At 66.2% G+C, this 15,176-nt stretch carries 11 protein-coding genes; 6 read left to right on the plus strand and 5 right to left on the minus strand.

What is annotated here, in order from left to right; genetic code table 11:
• Window positions 1-35: 35 nt before the first annotated feature.
• The 3 genes from FKV23_RS08330 to FKV23_RS08340 all read left to right on the plus strand — a co-directional run bounded on the left by FKV23_RS08330 (window position 36) and on the right by FKV23_RS08340 (window position 2,939).
• On the plus strand, window positions 36-647 hold the full coding sequence (locus tag FKV23_RS08330) for a TetR/AcrR family transcriptional regulator (protein WP_141623436.1): 612 nt from the start codon (window positions 36-38) through the stop codon (window positions 645-647).
• 90 nt (window positions 648-737) lie between these two features.
• On the plus strand, window positions 738-1,613 hold the full coding sequence (locus tag FKV23_RS08335; protein WP_141623437.1) for an alpha/beta hydrolase: 876 nt from the start codon (window positions 738-740) through the stop codon (window positions 1,611-1,613).
• 111 nt (window positions 1,614-1,724) lie between these two features.
• Entirely contained in the window at window positions 1,725-2,939 is a 1,215-nt protein-coding gene (locus FKV23_RS08340; protein WP_141623438.1) for a TraB/GumN family protein, read from the plus strand.
• A 237-nt stretch (window positions 2,940-3,176) separates the two neighbouring features.
• On the opposite strand, the gene FKV23_RS08345 is transcribed toward FKV23_RS08340, so the two are convergent.
• Genes FKV23_RS08345 through FKV23_RS08355 form a run of 3 tightly spaced genes read right to left on the minus strand, consistent with a single transcriptional unit; the run spans window position 3,177 to window position 10,936 of the window.
• On the minus strand, window positions 3,177-6,269 hold the full coding sequence (locus FKV23_RS08345) for an efflux RND transporter permease subunit (protein WP_141623439.1): 3,093 nt from the start codon (window positions 6,267-6,269) through the stop codon (window positions 3,177-3,179).
• Window positions 6,266-9,745: an efflux RND transporter permease subunit gene (locus tag FKV23_RS08350; protein ID WP_141623440.1), complete on the minus strand. Its 3,480-nt coding sequence runs from the start codon at window positions 9,743-9,745 to the stop codon at window positions 6,266-6,268. Before FKV23_RS08350 ends, FKV23_RS08345 begins: the two co-directional genes overlap by 4 nt.
• Before the next feature lie 12 nt (window positions 9,746-9,757).
• Window positions 9,758-10,936, minus strand: coding sequence for an efflux RND transporter periplasmic adaptor subunit (locus tag FKV23_RS08355; RefSeq protein WP_141623441.1), 1,179 nt, complete (start codon window positions 10,934-10,936; stop codon window positions 9,758-9,760).
• A 515-nt stretch (window positions 10,937-11,451) separates the two neighbouring features.
• Between FKV23_RS08355 and FKV23_RS08360 the strand changes: the two genes are divergently transcribed.
• The 3 genes from FKV23_RS08360 to FKV23_RS08370 all read left to right on the plus strand — a co-directional run bounded on the left by FKV23_RS08360 (window position 11,452) and on the right by FKV23_RS08370 (window position 12,716).
• A complete protein-coding gene (locus tag FKV23_RS08360; protein WP_141625117.1) occupies window positions 11,452-11,829 on the plus strand; it encodes a c-type cytochrome in 378 nt (125 codons plus the stop codon).
• Window positions 11,830-11,843: 14 nt separating this feature from the next.
• Window positions 11,844-12,290 (plus strand): c-type cytochrome, encoded by a 447-nt coding sequence (locus FKV23_RS08365; RefSeq protein WP_141623442.1) that lies wholly within the window; start codon window positions 11,844-11,846, stop codon window positions 12,288-12,290.
• A gap of 150 nt (window positions 12,291-12,440) precedes the next feature.
• The gene (locus FKV23_RS08370; RefSeq protein WP_141623443.1) at window positions 12,441-12,716 is read left to right on the plus strand and encodes a DUF4242 domain-containing protein; all 276 of its coding nucleotides are present in this window, start codon (window positions 12,441-12,443) and stop codon (window positions 12,714-12,716) included.
• 4 nt (window positions 12,717-12,720) lie between these two features.
• Here the strand turns inward: FKV23_RS08370 and FKV23_RS08375 are convergent, their stop codons facing one another.
• Window positions 12,721-14,496, minus strand: a complete 1,776-nt coding sequence (locus tag FKV23_RS08375; protein WP_141623444.1) for a hypothetical protein — start codon at window positions 14,494-14,496, stop codon at window positions 12,721-12,723.
• Window positions 14,497-14,512: 16 nt separating this feature from the next.
• Entirely contained in the window at window positions 14,513-15,097 is a 585-nt protein-coding gene (locus FKV23_RS08380) for an NfuA family Fe-S biogenesis protein (protein ID WP_141623445.1), read from the minus strand.
• Window positions 15,098-15,176 lie beyond the last annotated feature (79 nt).

Consider the following 15,176-nt stretch of genomic DNA (forward strand, 5'->3'; position numbering starts at 1 on the left):
GTTCTATTTTCGAACGAGCGTGCTAATTTTGTCGCATGAATGTACTCACGGCGACCCGCAAAGGCTCCGCGACCCGCGAGGCGATCATCGACCAGGCCTACGCCATCGCCTGCGTGGGCGGCATGGAAAGCCTGTCGATCGGCACGATCGCGCAGGCGGTCGGGATGTCGAAGAGCGGCGTGTTCGCCCATTTCGGCTCGCGCGAAGACCTCCAGCTGGCCGTGCTGGACGATGCCGGCGAGCGCTTCGTCAATGCGGTGCTGCTGCCTGCCCTGTCCGCACCGCGCGGGCTTGGGCGCCTGCAGGCCATCATGGAAGCCTGGTTCGACTGGGTCCGCCAGAACGAGGGCGGCTGCCTGCTGGTATCGGCCGTCAGCGAGTACGACGATCGGCCCGGCCCGTTGCGCGACCGTATGATCCAGCACCAGCAGCGCTGGAGGCAGGAGCTGGCACGGGCCATCGATCTAGCCATCGAAACCGGTGGCCTGGCACCTTCCACGGACCGGGACCAGCTCGCTTTCGAACTGTTCTGCCTCGCCTTGGGCGTGCACCACGACGCCGGCCTGTTCGGATACACCGCTGCAGCCGCACGCGGTCGAAAGGGGCTGACCGGGCTTCTGGCCAGTTACGCCCTGCCCGCTTCCTGAGCTGCTGATTCACCCCTCCCTCCCCCGCAAGGTGATGCCATGCCACGTAAGCCGCACAAAATTAGCACGACCGTTCGATCTAAACTTCAGATGATGACAATCCGGCTGGGTTTCATGGCCGGCAGCTGGTTGGCACCGGCGGCCACCGCACAACGGGCCGGCCGGCTGTTCTGCACGCCGATGGGCAGTTCGCGGCGGCGCGCCCGCGAGGCATCGGAGCATGCCGCGCAACGGGCCGAAATCGGCGTCGATGACCACGCCATCGCCGCCTACGTCTGGGGTGACCCGGCCCGGCAGCCGTATGTGCTGTTCGCCCACGGCTGGTCCAGTCATGGCACCCGGATCGCGAGCTGGCTGCCTGCATTGCGGAATGCCGGCTACGCCCTGGTGGCATTCGATCAGTTCGCACACGGACGCAGCCCGGGGCATACGGCGAACCTGCCGGTGTTCCGCGATCACCTGCTGGCCGTGGGCAGGCATTTCGGCCCCGCGGTCGCGGTCATCGGCCACTCGCTCGGCGGCGCGGCGACGATGCTCGCGCTCGATGCCGGCCTGCAGGCAGGCCGCGCGGTGCTGATCGCGCCGGCGGCGGATCCCGTCGATGCCAGCCTCCGCTTCGCGCGCATGATCGGACTGGCCCGGCATGCATGGCGTCGCATGCTGGCGCAGTTCGAAGCCCACCTCGGGATCCGCTTCGATGAGATGCAAGCCCATGCGGTAGTGCCACGACTGGCCACGCCCGCCCTGGTCGTCCACGATCTGCGCGACCGCGAGGTTCCCTGGGCCGAAGGTGAGCGCTATGCGCGCTATTGGTCAGACGCACGATTGTTGAGCACGGACGGATTGGGCCACCGCCGCATCCTCGACGATGCGGATGTGATCGCATCCGGCATCGCTTTCATCCAGGGACGAGTCGTCGGCGAGCGCGTGGTGTCGTCGCCGGACCTGCCGTTCGGGTACGCCTGAGGGAGGTTCGATGGCCTGTTCAAAGACTTGAGCTGTCGGTCCGGGCTTGTCTCGCGCATCATGGTCCCCAGATCAGGGCATTCGGGCCCGCCACCATGAAGACCGCCGAGCATGACCCAAACCAACCCTGCCACGCCGATCGACTGGCGCAGCCAACCGCATGAGATCGTCGAACGCGACGGTGTGCGCTATACCCTGCTCGGGACCGCCCATGTCTCGCAGGCCAGCGTCGAAGCGGTGCGGGATGCCATCGCCGGTGGTGGCTTCGACGCGGTGGCGGTCGAACTCGATGCCCAGCGCCTGCAATCACTGAGCGATCCGGACGCGCTGGCGAAACTCGACTTGGTGCAGGTGATCCGCAATGGCCGTGTCGCCCTGTTCGCCGCCAATCTCGCCCTGGCCGCCTACCAGCGCCGCCTGGCCGAGCAGCTCGGCATCGAGCCCGGGGCCGAACTCAAGCGCGCGGTGCTCGATGCCCGCGAACGCGAGCTGCCGGTGCATCTGATCGACCGCGAGGTCGGGCTGACCTTCAAGCGCGCCTCGAAGAAACTCGGCTTCTTCGGCAAGGCCAAGCTGATGGCCGGGCTTGCGATCGGCCTGTTCGCCTCCGATGAAGTCGGTGAGGACGAAATCGAGAAGCTCAAGCAGGGCGACATGCTGGAGGCCAGCTTCAGCGAATTCGCCGGCGATAACCCGGCCCTGTACGAAACCGTGATCACCGAGCGCGACCGCTACATGGCCGCGCGCCTGCGCGAGACTGCTGGCGATGCGCGCGAAGTGCTGGCGGTGGTCGGCGCCGGGCATCTGGCTGGGCTTGCACGACACCTGGCCGAGGAGACAGCCGCCCCTGCCACGCTGCGCGAATCGCTCGAACACGTCCACGCCAAGCGCAGCATCCCGTGGTTCACGCTCGCCCTGCTGACGGTGATCCTGGCCGGCATCGGCGTCGGCTTCTGGCGCGGCGGCTTCGAAATGGGCGCCGGACTCATCGGACTGTGGGCGCTGTACACCGGCGGCCTCGCTGGACTGGGTTGCCTGCTCGCCGGCAGCCACCCGCTGAGCATCCTCACCGCGATCGTGGTGGCACCGTTCAAGCCGTTCCGCCTCAGCATCCCGACCGGCGCCTTCGCCGCATTGGTGGAAACCCACATGCGCAAGCCGGCCTACGGCGACTTCCTGTCGCTGCGCGACGACGCCCAGACCCTGCGCGGCTGGTACCGCAATCGCGTCACGCGGGTAGTGCTGACCTTCCTGTTGACCAACCTCGGCAGCAGCCTGGGAACGTGGCTGGCGGGCTTCAGGATTTTCGGCAAGCTGGCTGAATAATGCCCTCGCTCCAGCTCCTCGACCCCAAATAGGAGGGGAGCTCAACAACGGTTCTTCTCCACCTCCAGCGAGAACGACTCCGGGTGGCTTTTCCCCGAGCGCCGGTCACCTGTCCAGAAGCCGGTGGCTCTGCCTTTGCGGGACCGTCCGCGACATGGATGTCGTGGAAGAGCTCCATGGATGGATTCACGCGTGTCCCGCAAAGGCAGAGCCACCGGCTTCCTCCTCAGCCAAGCCCTACTCCGCTGTCAGCGCCGCAACTGACGCCGCTGGCACGGCGCCCTCACTCTTTCCTCGCGCCCGCCGGATTATCCGCACCATTCCGTTGCGCAGGTCGTCGAGGATCGCGTAGATCGTCGGCAGGAACAGCAGGCTGACCACGGTCGAGAACGCCAGCCCGCCGGCTACCGCGCGTGCCATCGGCGAATACTCGGCGCCGCCCAGCACCACGGTGTCGCTGAGCGAAATCGGGATCATCGCCAGGATCGCGGTACCCATGGTCATCATGATCGGACGCAGGCGCTCGCGACTGCCCTCGACCAGCGCGTCGGTACGCGACAGGCCGCGCCGGCGCAGGTTGTTGATGTGCTCGACCATCACGATGCCGTTGTTCACCACCACGCCCATCAGCACCAGGATGCCGATGAAGGCCATGATGCTGAACGTGGTGCCGGTAATCCAGAACAGCCAGAACACGCCGAATACCGAGAACAGCACGCAACTCATGATCGCGGCCGGGAACAGCAGCGACTCGAACACCGCCGCCATCACCACGTAGATCATCACCAGCGCCAGCAGGGTGTTGAACATCATCTGCTTGGCGGCTTCGTCGTCACGCTGGAAAGCGCTGCCATCGAACGAGTAGCTATAACCAGGCGGGAGCGCGACCGTGTTGAGGATGTCCTCCATCGCGCGGCGCGCATCGGGCGGTGTCGCCTCGCCGGCCAGGTTGGCGGCGATGGTCACCGTGGTCTGGCGGTTGGTTCGGCTGATCTGGTTGGCCGCCGGCACCACCTTCGCATCCACCATCGCCAGCAATGGCACCGATCGCCCGTCGGCGGCGCGGACCATGAAGCCGGCCAGGTCCTCGGTACCGAACTTCTCCGCTCCGGCGAAGCGCACCCATACCGGCACCTCGGTCTGGCCGCGGCGGAACTCGCGCAACTGCGCACCGCGCAGGGCCAGGCCGACGAAGGTGGACACCTCCTCGACACTGAAGCCGAACGCGGCCGCACGCTCGCGGTCGACTCTGACGATCAGTTCGCTGTTCCGGTCGCCACCATCGATCCGCACATCGCGCAACTCTTCGCGGCTGGCCAGGATCGGCACGATCTCCTCGGCCAGACCGGTCAACACCTGGGTCGAATCGCCGACCAGCTGCACCTGGATGCCCTGGTTGCCTCCGTCCCGATTGCCCTGGCCGCGGATGCCGACCTTGACCCGTGCGGATTTCGGCAACTCCTTGCTGATCGAATCGGTCAGCGGGCGAATGTCCCCGACCGAATCGTCGAAGGTGATCATCGTGGCCGCGTTGCCCTGTTCGCTGTACCAGGAATAGATCTGCTTGATCTGCAGGCGCTCGCGATTGGCCTCCAGGTACTGTTCGACGCGCAGCACCTCATCCGAGATCTGTTCCTTGGTATAGCCGCCGTTCCACTGGTACCAGACCTGGGTTTCCTTGCCACCGCCGCCGCCGAACATGTCGAACTTGGTCATCGTCATCGGCACGACACTGACCGCGACGATCAGCAGGATGCCGAGCACGCTCCAGCCGCGGTGTCCCAGGGTCCAGCGCAGCACGCCGGCATAGCGACGTTGCAGGCGGGCGATCAGGCCCTTTTCGTTCATCACCGCGGGCGGGGTCTTCATTCGCGCCGACAGCATCGGGATCAGGCTTACCGCGACCAGCCATGAGGCCAGCAGCGACACCGAGATGGTGATCGCGATCTGGGCCATGAAGATGCTGATGTTGTTGGTCTCGCCGAGCAGATTGGGCAGGAATACGATGCAGTGGCAGAGCGTGCCGGCCGACAGCGCGATGGCCACGTTGCGGGTACCGATGATTGACGCCTTCACCGGCTCGCCGGGCATGCGCTCACGCTCCTGGTAGATGCTTTCCACTACCACCACCGCATTGTCGACCAGCATGCCTACCGCAAGCAGCAGCCCCATCAGGGTCAGCACGTTCAGGGTCACCCCGGCGAAGTGCATGAAGCCCAAGGTCATCACGAAGCAGATCGGGATCGCCAGCGTCACCATCAGCGTCGACGGCCAGTGGCGCAGGAAGAAGAACAGCACCGCGATCGACAGCAGCAGGCCAATCGCACCGGCCTCGGCCAGTTCGGTCAGCGAATCGGTGACTTCCTTGCCCTGGTCCTGGATCACCTTCAGATCGATGCCTGACAATTCAGGCGATCCACGGGCGTCCTCGACCGTTTCCATCACCAATCCCGATACCTCGACCAGGTTGGCATTGCGCTCCTTGTAGATGTCCAGACCGACCGCGGCGCGACCGTCGAGGCGACGCCCGTAATCCATGCGCGCGGATTTCAGGCGCACGTCGGCGATGTCGGACAGGCGCAGGCCACGGTCATTGATGACCAGGTCGCGCAGTTGCGTCAGCGTGCTCAGTTCCCCGATCGGCTGCACCCGCAGGCGCAGGCCGGCGTCATCGATGGTGCCGGCCGAGACCGAAAAGTTGACCGTGCGCAAGGTGGTGTTGAGATCGTTGAGGTTGACGCCGTGCGCAGTCAGGCGCTCCGGATCGATCGCCACCTCGATTTCGTTCGGTGGCGCACCGCTGATCTCGACCCGGGCCACGCCGGGCACGCGCTCGATGCGCCGTTTCAACTCGCGGTCGATCAGGTCGTAGGCATCGGTAAGGTCGACATCGGCCGCCAGGCGGATGCGCAGGAAGGCCTCGTCGCTGGTCGACCACTTGTGGACGAAGTAGCGCCTGAAGTCGTCCGGCAATTCGTCGCGGATCGCGTCGATACGTTCGCGCGCTTCCGAGGCGGTGATCGAGATGTCCTTGTTCCAGTCGGAGAACTCCATGAACAGATAGGCCCCTTGGGCCTGTGCGCCGCCACCCATGCGCTTGACGCCATTGAGGGTCGCCAATGCCTCCTCGACCGGCCGCAGCACGGTACGTTCGACTTCCTCCGGGGTCGAGCCTTCGTATGGCAGTTGCACGAACAGGAACGGCGCCGAGACGTCCGGCAACGCTTCCAGCGGCAGCCGTACCGATGCGATCAGGCCGATCGCGAACATCGACACGAACAGCATCACCGTGGAAACGGGACGCTTGAGGCTGAGCTCGGCGACGGTCATGCCGGCTGCTCCCCGGGTTGCGGCTGCTCCTGCGTATCGGCCGGGAGCGCTGCGCCGACGTGCAGACCGCGCGCACCACGCTCGCGGTAGTACGCATCGCCGCGACGGTCGAGCAGGTCGTACACGACCGGGATCACCACCAGGGTCAGCAGGGTCGACACCACCAGGCCGCCGATCACCGTGATCGCCATCGGCGAACGCACTTCCGCTCCCTCGCCGAAGGCCAGCGCCAGCGGCAGGAAGCCGAACAACGTGCACAGCGTGGTCATCGTGATCGGGCGCAGTCGCGAGCGAGCGCCTTCCACCAACGCCTCGCGCTTGGCCAGGCCGGCCTCGCGCAGCTGGTTGACCTTGTCGATCAGGATGATCGCGTTCTTGGTCACCAGGCCGACCAGCAGGATCAGGCCGATGAACACCACCACCGACACGGTATTGCCGGTCAGCAGCAGCGCCAGGACCGCACCGACCATCGCCAGCGGGATGGTGAACAGGATCACGAACGGATGCAGCAGGGATTCGAATTGCGAAGCCATCACCAGGTAGACGAGGAAGATCGCCAATCCGAACGCGAACAGAAGTGAGGCCACCGACTCGGCCAACTCCTCGCCCTGGCCGCCGATGTGCAGGCGCACGCCGGGTGCAAGCGGATTCTCGGCCACCATCTGTCGCACTTCGGAGACCGCGGTACCGAGGTCGATGCCGCGCAGGTTGGCCGAAACCACCGCCACCCGGATCTGGTCGGCCCGGTGGATCTCGCTCGGACCGGTGGTCGCCGTCACTTCGGCCACCGACTCCAGAGGCACCGGCCGATTGCTGCCGGGATTGACGATCAGGCGGCGGATGTCCTCGACCGAGGCGCGATCCGATTCCTGCGCACGCACCAGCACGTCGATCTTGCGATCGCGGAAGCTGTAGCGGGTCGCGACCTCGCCGCGCACCTTGCGCACCACCGCGTCGGCGATCTCACGCGTGGTCAGGCCGAGCGCGCCGGCGCGCTCCTGATCGAAGCGGATCTGGATCTCCGGGAAGCCCTGCTCCACCGTCGATTTGACGTCGGCATAGTTCGGGTTGTTGCGCAGCAGTGCCGCCATCTTCCGGCCTGCCTCCTGCAGCACGTCGAGGTTCTCGCCGCGCAGCTCGATCTCGAGCGGAGTCGAGAAACTGAACAACTCGGGGCGACTGAAGTCGATCTGCGCGCCCGGATGCGCCCGCATGGTCTCGCGCAGGCGCTCGGTCTCCTCGGCCTCGATCCGCTCGCTGCCACCGCCTTCCATGACGATACTGATCTTGCCGATGTTCTCGCCGCTCTCTGTCGGATTGGCGTCCAGCCGGGTTCCGCTGCCGGACACACCGAACATCGCCCGGACGCCGGGATCGGCGCTGTGCTTGCGCTGGATTTCCTGTACCAGCGCGTCGGTGTCGCGCAGTGGAGTGCCCGGTGGCAGCTTCACCGTCATCTCGAAGCGGTCCTGGGCCAGTTGCGGGATCAGGTCGGTACCGAGTATCGGCACGATGGCCAGCGCCCCGAAGAACGCCAGCGCAGCGACCGCCAGCACCTTGCCTGGCCGCTCCAGCGCGGCCGGGAGCAGCTTCAGGTAACCGCGTTCGGCGCCGGCGTACGGCGCCATCGCGATATCGCTGGCCTTGCGCATGACCGGCCCGATCACCACGACAACCCCACGCCAGACACGCACGAACACCCAGGCCAGGCCGAACAGCACGCCACGGATCGCCGCGCCGATCCCTCGCCCTGTCGCCGCGACAGGCTTTTGCAGCTTCGACTTCGGGTGCCAGCGCGGGTGCGGCGGCTCCTCCGGAAAGCCCATCGGCGCGCGGCCCTTCAGCGAACTCAGCATCGGGATCAGGGTCATCGACACCACCAGCGAGATGCCGATCGCCAGCGCTACGGTCAATGCCTGGTCGCGGAACAGCTGGCCGGCGATGCCTTCGACGAACACCAGCGGCAGGAATACCGCGATCGTGGTCAGGGTCGAAGCGACCACTGCCATGCTGACTTCGCGGGTACCGGCAATCGCGGCCTGCAGGATGCCCACCCCGCGCTCTCGCGCCTTGGCTATCGATTCCAGCACCACGATCGAATCGTCGACCACCAGTCCGGTCGCCAACGCCAGGCCGCCAAGCGACATCACGTTCAAGCTCAGATCCATCTGCCCCATGAAAAAGAACGTGGTGACGATCGAGACCGGCAGCGACAGGCCAATCACGAACGTGCTCCAGCCGTCGCGCAGGAACAGGAAGATGACCAGGATCGCCAGCATGCCGCCGATCACCGCATCGACCTTGACGTCGCTGATCGCGTTGCGGATGAACTGCGACTGGTCCTCGATCACGGTCAGCTCGAACTCGGGCGGCAGGTTCGACTCGATCCGTCGCAGCTGTGCCTGTACTTCATCGGCGGTCGACACCGTGTTGGCATCGCCTTCCTTGTAGATCGCCAGTTCGACGGCTTCTTTGCCCGCAAGGCGGATGATCGCTTCACGCTCCTTGTAGCCTTGGCGCACCGTGGCCACGTCGCGCAACCGCACCGGCATGCCGCCGGCAATCGCATTCTGGTTCGACGATGAAGCGCTCTGCACCGAAGCGGCGGCAGCCATCGCACTGGCATCGCCGCTGGCCGCGGCAACCCGCGCCATCTGCTCGGCGGCGCTGGCCGCGTCGCTGGAGCCTGTCCGTTGCGCGGCGACCAGCATGTCGCGGATCTCCTCGACATTGGCGAACTGGTTGACGGTACGCACCAGGTAGCGCTGCGAACCCTCCTCCAGACGGCCGCCGGAGACGTTGACGTTCTCTTGTTTGAGGCGGTTGATCACCGTCTCGATCGGCAGGTTGAGCTGAGCCAGTTTCTGTTGATCGATGTCGACCTGGATCTCGTCCTCCAGACCGCCACCGACCTTCACCGCGGCCACTCCGGCGACCGGTTCCAGCTTCTTCTTCAGATCATCGTCGGCGTAACGGCGCATCTCGGTGAGATGGCGGATCGTGTCGCCGTCCTGCTTCGCACTGAGCGCGATGCGCATGATCGGCTCGGTCGTGGGATTGAAGCGCAGCAACACCGGCTGCCTGACCTCCTGCGGCAACTGCAGGGACTCGATCTTGTCCCGCACCTCGAGCATGGCCTTGTCCATGTCGCTGCCCCACGCGAACTCGAGCACCACGTCGCTCTGCCCGGTGCGCGAGACGGACTTCAGCTTGCGCAGTCCCTTGACCACGCCCACGGCCTCCTCGACCGGCTCTGTAACGAGAGTTTCGATCTCGCTCGGCGCGGCGCCGGTGTACTCGGTGCGTACGGTCAGGGTCGGGAAGCTCAGATCCGGCAACAGGTTGACCTTGAGGCTGCCGAGCGAGATCACGCCGAACAGCAACAGGCTGATTGTCACCATCGCGATCGTCACCCGTCGGCGGGTGGAGAATTCGACCAGGTTGAATCCGCGCGACTCCGTGGAAGCATTGTTCATCGCCGGGCCGCCTTATTGCCGCGTCGCAGTGTCGTCTTTGGAGTCATCCGCCGCCGAGGCGTCGGCTACCGCCTCCACCTCCCGCGCACCCGACCCGCCGACCACCTGCACCTGACTACCTTCGCGCACGGCGCCCTTGCCGGCAGTCACCACCCGGTCGCCCAGTTCCACACCTTCGAGCACCTCGACCCACTCGCCGTCGACATAGCCCAGCCTGACCGCCACGCGCGCGGCCTTGCCGTCGCGCAGCACGAACAGCGCCGGATCGCCCTCGGCATCGACGATGGCATTGCGTGGCACCACCAGCGCGCTGGCCCGCTGGTCATGGTCGATGCGGATACGGCCGAACATGCCCGGCTGCAGCACACCTTGCCGCGGCGCACCCGGCTCCTGGTTGCTGCCGCCCTCGAAGGCGCAGATCACCCGGAACGTGCCGCTGCCGGCGTCGACCACCGGAGCGACCCGGTCGACGGTGCCGATGAAGACCTGGCCAGGCAGTGCATCGACCTGCAGACGCACCGGCTGCCCCGGCCTGAGCGTGGCGAGCTCGCGCTCGGGCACGTTGAGGGTCGCTTCCAGCTTCGATACATCGACGATGCGCAGGATCGGGGTGTTGATCTGGACGAAATTGCCGGGCTTGATCGAACGCGAAGCGACCACGCCCGAAATCGGCGCGGTCACGTTGGTATAGGACAACTCCAGGTTGGCCAGGCGGTTGGCCGCGCGCGCGTTCTCCAGGTCGTATTTGAGCTGGTCATGATCGCTGGCGCTGATCAGGTTCTCCGCAGCCAGCTTCTGCGCACGGGCAAAGCTGTTCTGCAACTTGGACATCTGTGCGGCCGTCTGGGCCACCTGCAGGCGGGCGCGGTCGGCATCGAGCCTGACCAGTTGCTGGCCGGCGCGGACCTGGTCGCCCTCCTCCACCATCACGTCCAGCGCCACGCCCGAGGTCTTGGCGATCACCTGCGATTCGGCCCGTGCCTCCAATGCGGCAGTGCCCGTGTAGCTGGCCGAAATCGATCGGTGGGTCGCCTCGACCACCTCGACCGGGACCGCATCGACTTTCTTCTCGTCACTGGCCTTGGCCTCGCCGTTGCCGCCCTTGCAGGCAGACAGGGCAAGCAGGCAGGCCAGGGTCAATACGACAGCCCGGGCGCCGGAGACGCTGGAAGAATGCAACTGGGAAGACATGTTCGGGGTCCTGGAAAGGTTGGAAGGCATTGGGGAGGCGCTGCAGACGGAGGTTTTCCGCGCATACCGGTGTTGTAGATATGTATATCACCAGTTCTCAATCAGGCATGCGCCGAAGGTCATGGTGACTCCAGCCATCCCCACCGGTTGCCGGCACGGCGAGCCTGTCAATCCCTGATCACTGACCCGCCCTGGATCCCGTTGTTCCGGTATGCACACGGGCATCTCCAGGAAAACCGGCCCGATCGCCAGCTCGACGTCAACGGCCACGACCATCGGAAGTGATGCAGGATGGCGTGGTCTGGTTGCGAATTGCATGTACCGCAAGTCGTACTTTCGATAAACGGCATACCAGGCAAGGCCGGCCGTCGGGCTGCGGCGCAAGACAAAACTAAACAGACCCGGGATCGCAGGCTATACTTGCGGACTTGTGCGTGGGTCGGGCGTCCAAGCCGGCACCAGGCCCGCCCGCCAGCCATTCCAGCCAGCCATTCGAGATTGCGGACATACATATGATGCGACCGCTGACGATCGCCGCCAGCCTTGCCCTGGCCACCGCCATCGCCTTCGTGCCCAGCCGTGCCGAGGACGATGCCGGGACTTCACCGACCACAGAGGCCACCGCCGCCGCGTCTGCCCCGATGGGCGATGCCGAGAAGGGTCGCATGCTGACCTACACCTGCCAGGGCTGCCACGGCATCACGGGCTACAAGAACGCCTACCCGAGCTACAAGGTGCCCAAGATCGGCGGCCAGTCGGAGGAGTACCTGGCCAACGCGCTGCGCGAGTACCAGAAAGGCACCCGCAAGCATCCGACGATGGAGGCTCAGGCGCAGAGCTTCTCCGACCAGGACATCGCCGACATCGCCACCTTCCTGTCCAGCATCAAGTGAGTGAGCAGACGCCCATGACGAACAAGACCAACACCGTCAAGATCAGCGCCGCCGCTCTGCTCGCAGTCATCATCGTCGCCGCCTGTTCCGGTGGCGAAGAAGCCGGCCACACCGCCGGTGGCGCCAATGCCGCTCCGGTCTCGTCCTCGGCCGGCCTGCCCTCCGGTCGCATCGGGCCCGGCGAGGAACTCGCCGCCGTCAAGGGCGAGGCGACCGGCCAGTCCTGCATCGACTGCCACGGTTCGGAAGGCAACGCCCCGATCGACGACACCTATCCCAAGCTCGGTGGCCAGTACGCCGACTACCTTGGCCATGCCCTGCAGCAGTACCGCAGCGGCGAACGCGACCACGCGCTGATGTCGAACCAAGCCAAGGGCTTGACCGACCAGCAGATCGCCGATCTGTCCGCCTACTTCGCGTCCCGCGAAAGCCAGCTGCGCGACCTGCACAAGGTGCACTGAAGGGCGTAGGGGAAGCCGGCCGCGACCGGCACGAGGACAAGGAAAGGCCCGCCGCAAGCGGGCCTTTCCTGTTTTCGGGCCCATGGCCTCCAGCGATGCCTGCGCGCGTTCCTCCAATGGTGGTGGTTGCCACACGTTCCGGAGAACGACATGCCCAAGTACGTAATCGAACGCGACATCCCGGGAGCCGGCCAATTGAGCCCGCAGGAACTACAGGCAATCTCGCAGCGATCCTGCCAGGTGCTGGGTGCGATGGGACCGCAGATCCAATGGCTGCATAGCTACGTGACCGGCGACAAGGTCTACTGCGTCTATATCGCTCCCGACGAGGAAAGCATCCGCGAGCACGCCAGGCAGGGCGACTTCCCCGCCAACAGGATTTCAGCGGTCACGACGACGATCGACCCGACCACGGCGGAAGTCTGATCGCTCAGGCGCCCGCTTCGGCCTGTTCGTCGGGCCTCACGCTGCCGTTGTCTTCCTGCAGTTCCGGCTTGAACGGAATATCCGGCGGTGGACGTGCCTCGGCCGGTTGCTCGTTGAGGTTCGGGTCGCTGATGCCGCAGCCGCCACCCAACTGCAACAGCGAAACCACACAGCGGATCTTCTTGCTGGTGCCCGGGACGGAAACCTCCATTTCCCGGACGCCGCGGCGCACCCACTCCTCCAGCAGGCTCTCGTTCGGGCGCCAGTAGCGATCGAACAACGTCGGCTCGTAGCCGATCGGCGGACGCTTGAGCCACGTGCCGCTGCGATCCAGATCGGCGATCTCCTCGGTGTAGGTGCCCGGTGGCTGCCCGGGCGCCGCCGATCCCGGCGGCTCGCCCAGACGCACGCGCCCCTCGCTGTCATAGATGCCCTGCTCCTCGCCACGCTGCCCGCCGGGGACGTTGCGTGTCGATGCGCCCCAGTCGTCGCTCCGGGCCGGAGACGGCCATCCACCCGGCGCAGGCTCGAGGCGTGGACCGCTGCCCGGGCGGGTGGCCGGCCCGGTGGAGGTCGTTGAGGGAGCCCCGGCAGTGCCGGGAGCGGCCTGCGCCGCCGCGGATGCCGCGGGCTCTGCGCGCTCACCGGCAGCAGCGGTTTCCGCGCCAGCCACGGATTCGGGCGCCGTTCCCGCCTCGGTTGCGCTGGCCGCTGCGCGGGTCGGCGTCGGAACGCTCCTCTCCCGCGCCAACGTCGTGCGCGCCTGCAACTCCGGGGTCTGGACCGAAGGCGCCGATATCGCCGGCAACTCCGGACGTCGCACCGGCGCGGAAATTTCCCGCGTCGCCACCTCGGGCATGCGGGCGCTCACCTCGGGAGCCGCCGGCGTGGCCTGGACCTGGATGTCCAATGCCGGTCGCGACGGCGCCTGCATGGGTGTCGGCACGTCGCGATTCGGAATCGCGGCTGTCGACGCTTCAAGTTCCGGCGCCGCCAGCACCGGCTCGGCCACGGTCGGGGTGGGCGGCGGCAGGAAGAATTCCCCAGTGGTGTCGGGCGCCGGTTCACTGACCGTCAGCGGCTGCTCGATCTCGGGTTCGGAGAGTTCAGGCATCGGGATATCCGGCGGCGTGACCGTTGACGCCACCTCGAGCGGCGCCGCCGCTGCAGGCAGCGGGACTTCGGCACGTTCAATCGCCGGAGGCTGGACCTCATCCGGCTGCGGCTGCGGCGTGTCGACCACGGGGCGTAACGGCTCGGCCGGCGCCCCGCTATCCATTGGAGAGGCCTCGGGTTCTGCCTCGGGCTCGACCGCAGGGCCGCCGCCGACTTCGTCCGGCGTCCCCTCACCGATATATTCGATCTGGACCACCATCTCGCCTTCAGGCGGCGCATACCCGTAGCGAGGCGGTGCGAACAGCAGCCACAGCAACAACACCCCGAGCAGGATGTGGATGACCGCCGACAGGCTGCCGGCGAGCCAGCGCAGCCCACGCTGGTCTGGTGAGGGTGGATGCCATTGCTGGCGCCAGATGGACGTGAACGCCTGCCAGCGCGTCAGTTCTGCCATCGGCTGCGATGGCAACCGGACCGCCGGGCGGGCCAGCAGCACGGCCAGCATGGCCTCTGCCGTGGCTCCGGTGACTGCGCCGGGCAACTCGCGCATCCGCGCCAGCCACTCGTCCCATCCGGGCGGAAACTGGCCTGGTGGATTCAGACGCCATTGTGTCAGGCGCAGCCTGCGCTGCACGGCCTGGATCAGATCGGCGGCAGAGAACATCCCGGCCGCGCCGTGCTCAGCGGGAAATGTAGGGTGCGGTGCCGGTTTCGTGATCGGTCGCGTCGCGCACCACCGTCACTCCATGCACCTTGGACATCAACGTCTTTTCGATGCCCTGCTTGAGGGTGACATCGACCATGCCGCAACCATGGCAGCCGCCGCCGAAACGCAGATACACCTCGCCTTCGGCAGTCACCTCCTCGACTGCAACGTGACCGCGATGCTGGGCGAGCTGCGGATTGACCTCCTGCTCGACCACCCAGCGCACCCGTTCGACCAGTGAGGCCGATCCGTCTGGCGCCTCGCCCTTGATCTTCGGTGCCCGGATCTGCAACTGGCCGCCAGTGTTGCTGATCTCGTAATCGATCTGCGCGCCATCGAGATAGCGCGTGCTGGAGCCGTCCAGCCACAAGGTGAAGCCCTCGCAGTCCACCGCCCACTCGTCGCCGTGCAGGTCGCCCGGCTCGGCGAACTCGAGGCGGACGTCAGCCTGCGGCGTGCCCGGACGAACCGCCGACAGCCGCACGCCCAGGCCCGGCAGGGCCTCGCGTTCGATCAGCTTGCGGAAATGCGACTGCGCGGATTCGGAAATCTGGATCATGGGGCTATTCTAGCGGGGTAAACCCCGTATGGCGCCGCGCATGCCGCACGGCCGTCATCCGCACATACTCCGTTCATCC

Source organism: Lysobacter alkalisoli (genome assembly GCF_006547045.1).
GTDB classification, from domain to species: domain Bacteria; phylum Pseudomonadota; class Gammaproteobacteria; order Xanthomonadales; family Xanthomonadaceae; genus Marilutibacter; species Marilutibacter alkalisoli.

Excerpts from the sequence above, each read along its gene's own strand:
- FKV23_RS08370 (WP_141623443.1), top strand. The coding sequence starts at position 12,441 with ATGCCCAAGTACGTAATCGAACGCGACATCCCGGGAGCCGGCCAATTG.
- FKV23_RS08335 (WP_141623437.1), top strand. The coding sequence starts at position 738 with ATGATGACAATCCGGCTGGGTTTCATGGCCGGCAGCTGGTTGGCACCG.
- FKV23_RS08330 (WP_141623436.1), top strand. The coding sequence starts at position 36 with ATGAATGTACTCACGGCGACCCGCAAAGGCTCCGCGACCCGCGAGGCG.
- FKV23_RS08365 (WP_141623442.1), top strand. The coding sequence starts at position 11,844 with ATGACGAACAAGACCAACACCGTCAAGATCAGCGCCGCCGCTCTGCTC.
- FKV23_RS08340 (WP_141623438.1), top strand. The coding sequence starts at position 1,725 with ATGACCCAAACCAACCCTGCCACGCCGATCGACTGGCGCAGCCAACCG.
- FKV23_RS08375 (WP_141623444.1), bottom strand. The coding sequence starts at position 14,496 with ATGTTCTCTGCCGCCGATCTGATCCAGGCCGTGCAGCGCAGGCTGCGC.
- FKV23_RS08350 (WP_141623440.1), bottom strand. The coding sequence starts at position 9,745 with ATGAACAATGCTTCCACGGAGTCGCGCGGATTCAACCTGGTCGAATTC.
- FKV23_RS08345 (WP_141623439.1), bottom strand. The coding sequence starts at position 6,269 with ATGACCGTCGCCGAGCTCAGCCTCAAGCGTCCCGTTTCCACGGTGATG.
- FKV23_RS08360 (WP_141625117.1), top strand. The coding sequence starts at position 11,452 with ATGCGACCGCTGACGATCGCCGCCAGCCTTGCCCTGGCCACCGCCATC.
- FKV23_RS08355 (WP_141623441.1), bottom strand. The coding sequence starts at position 10,936 with ATGTCTTCCCAGTTGCATTCTTCCAGCGTCTCCGGCGCCCGGGCTGTC.
- FKV23_RS08380 (WP_141623445.1), bottom strand. The coding sequence starts at position 15,097 with ATGATCCAGATTTCCGAATCCGCGCAGTCGCATTTCCGCAAGCTGATC.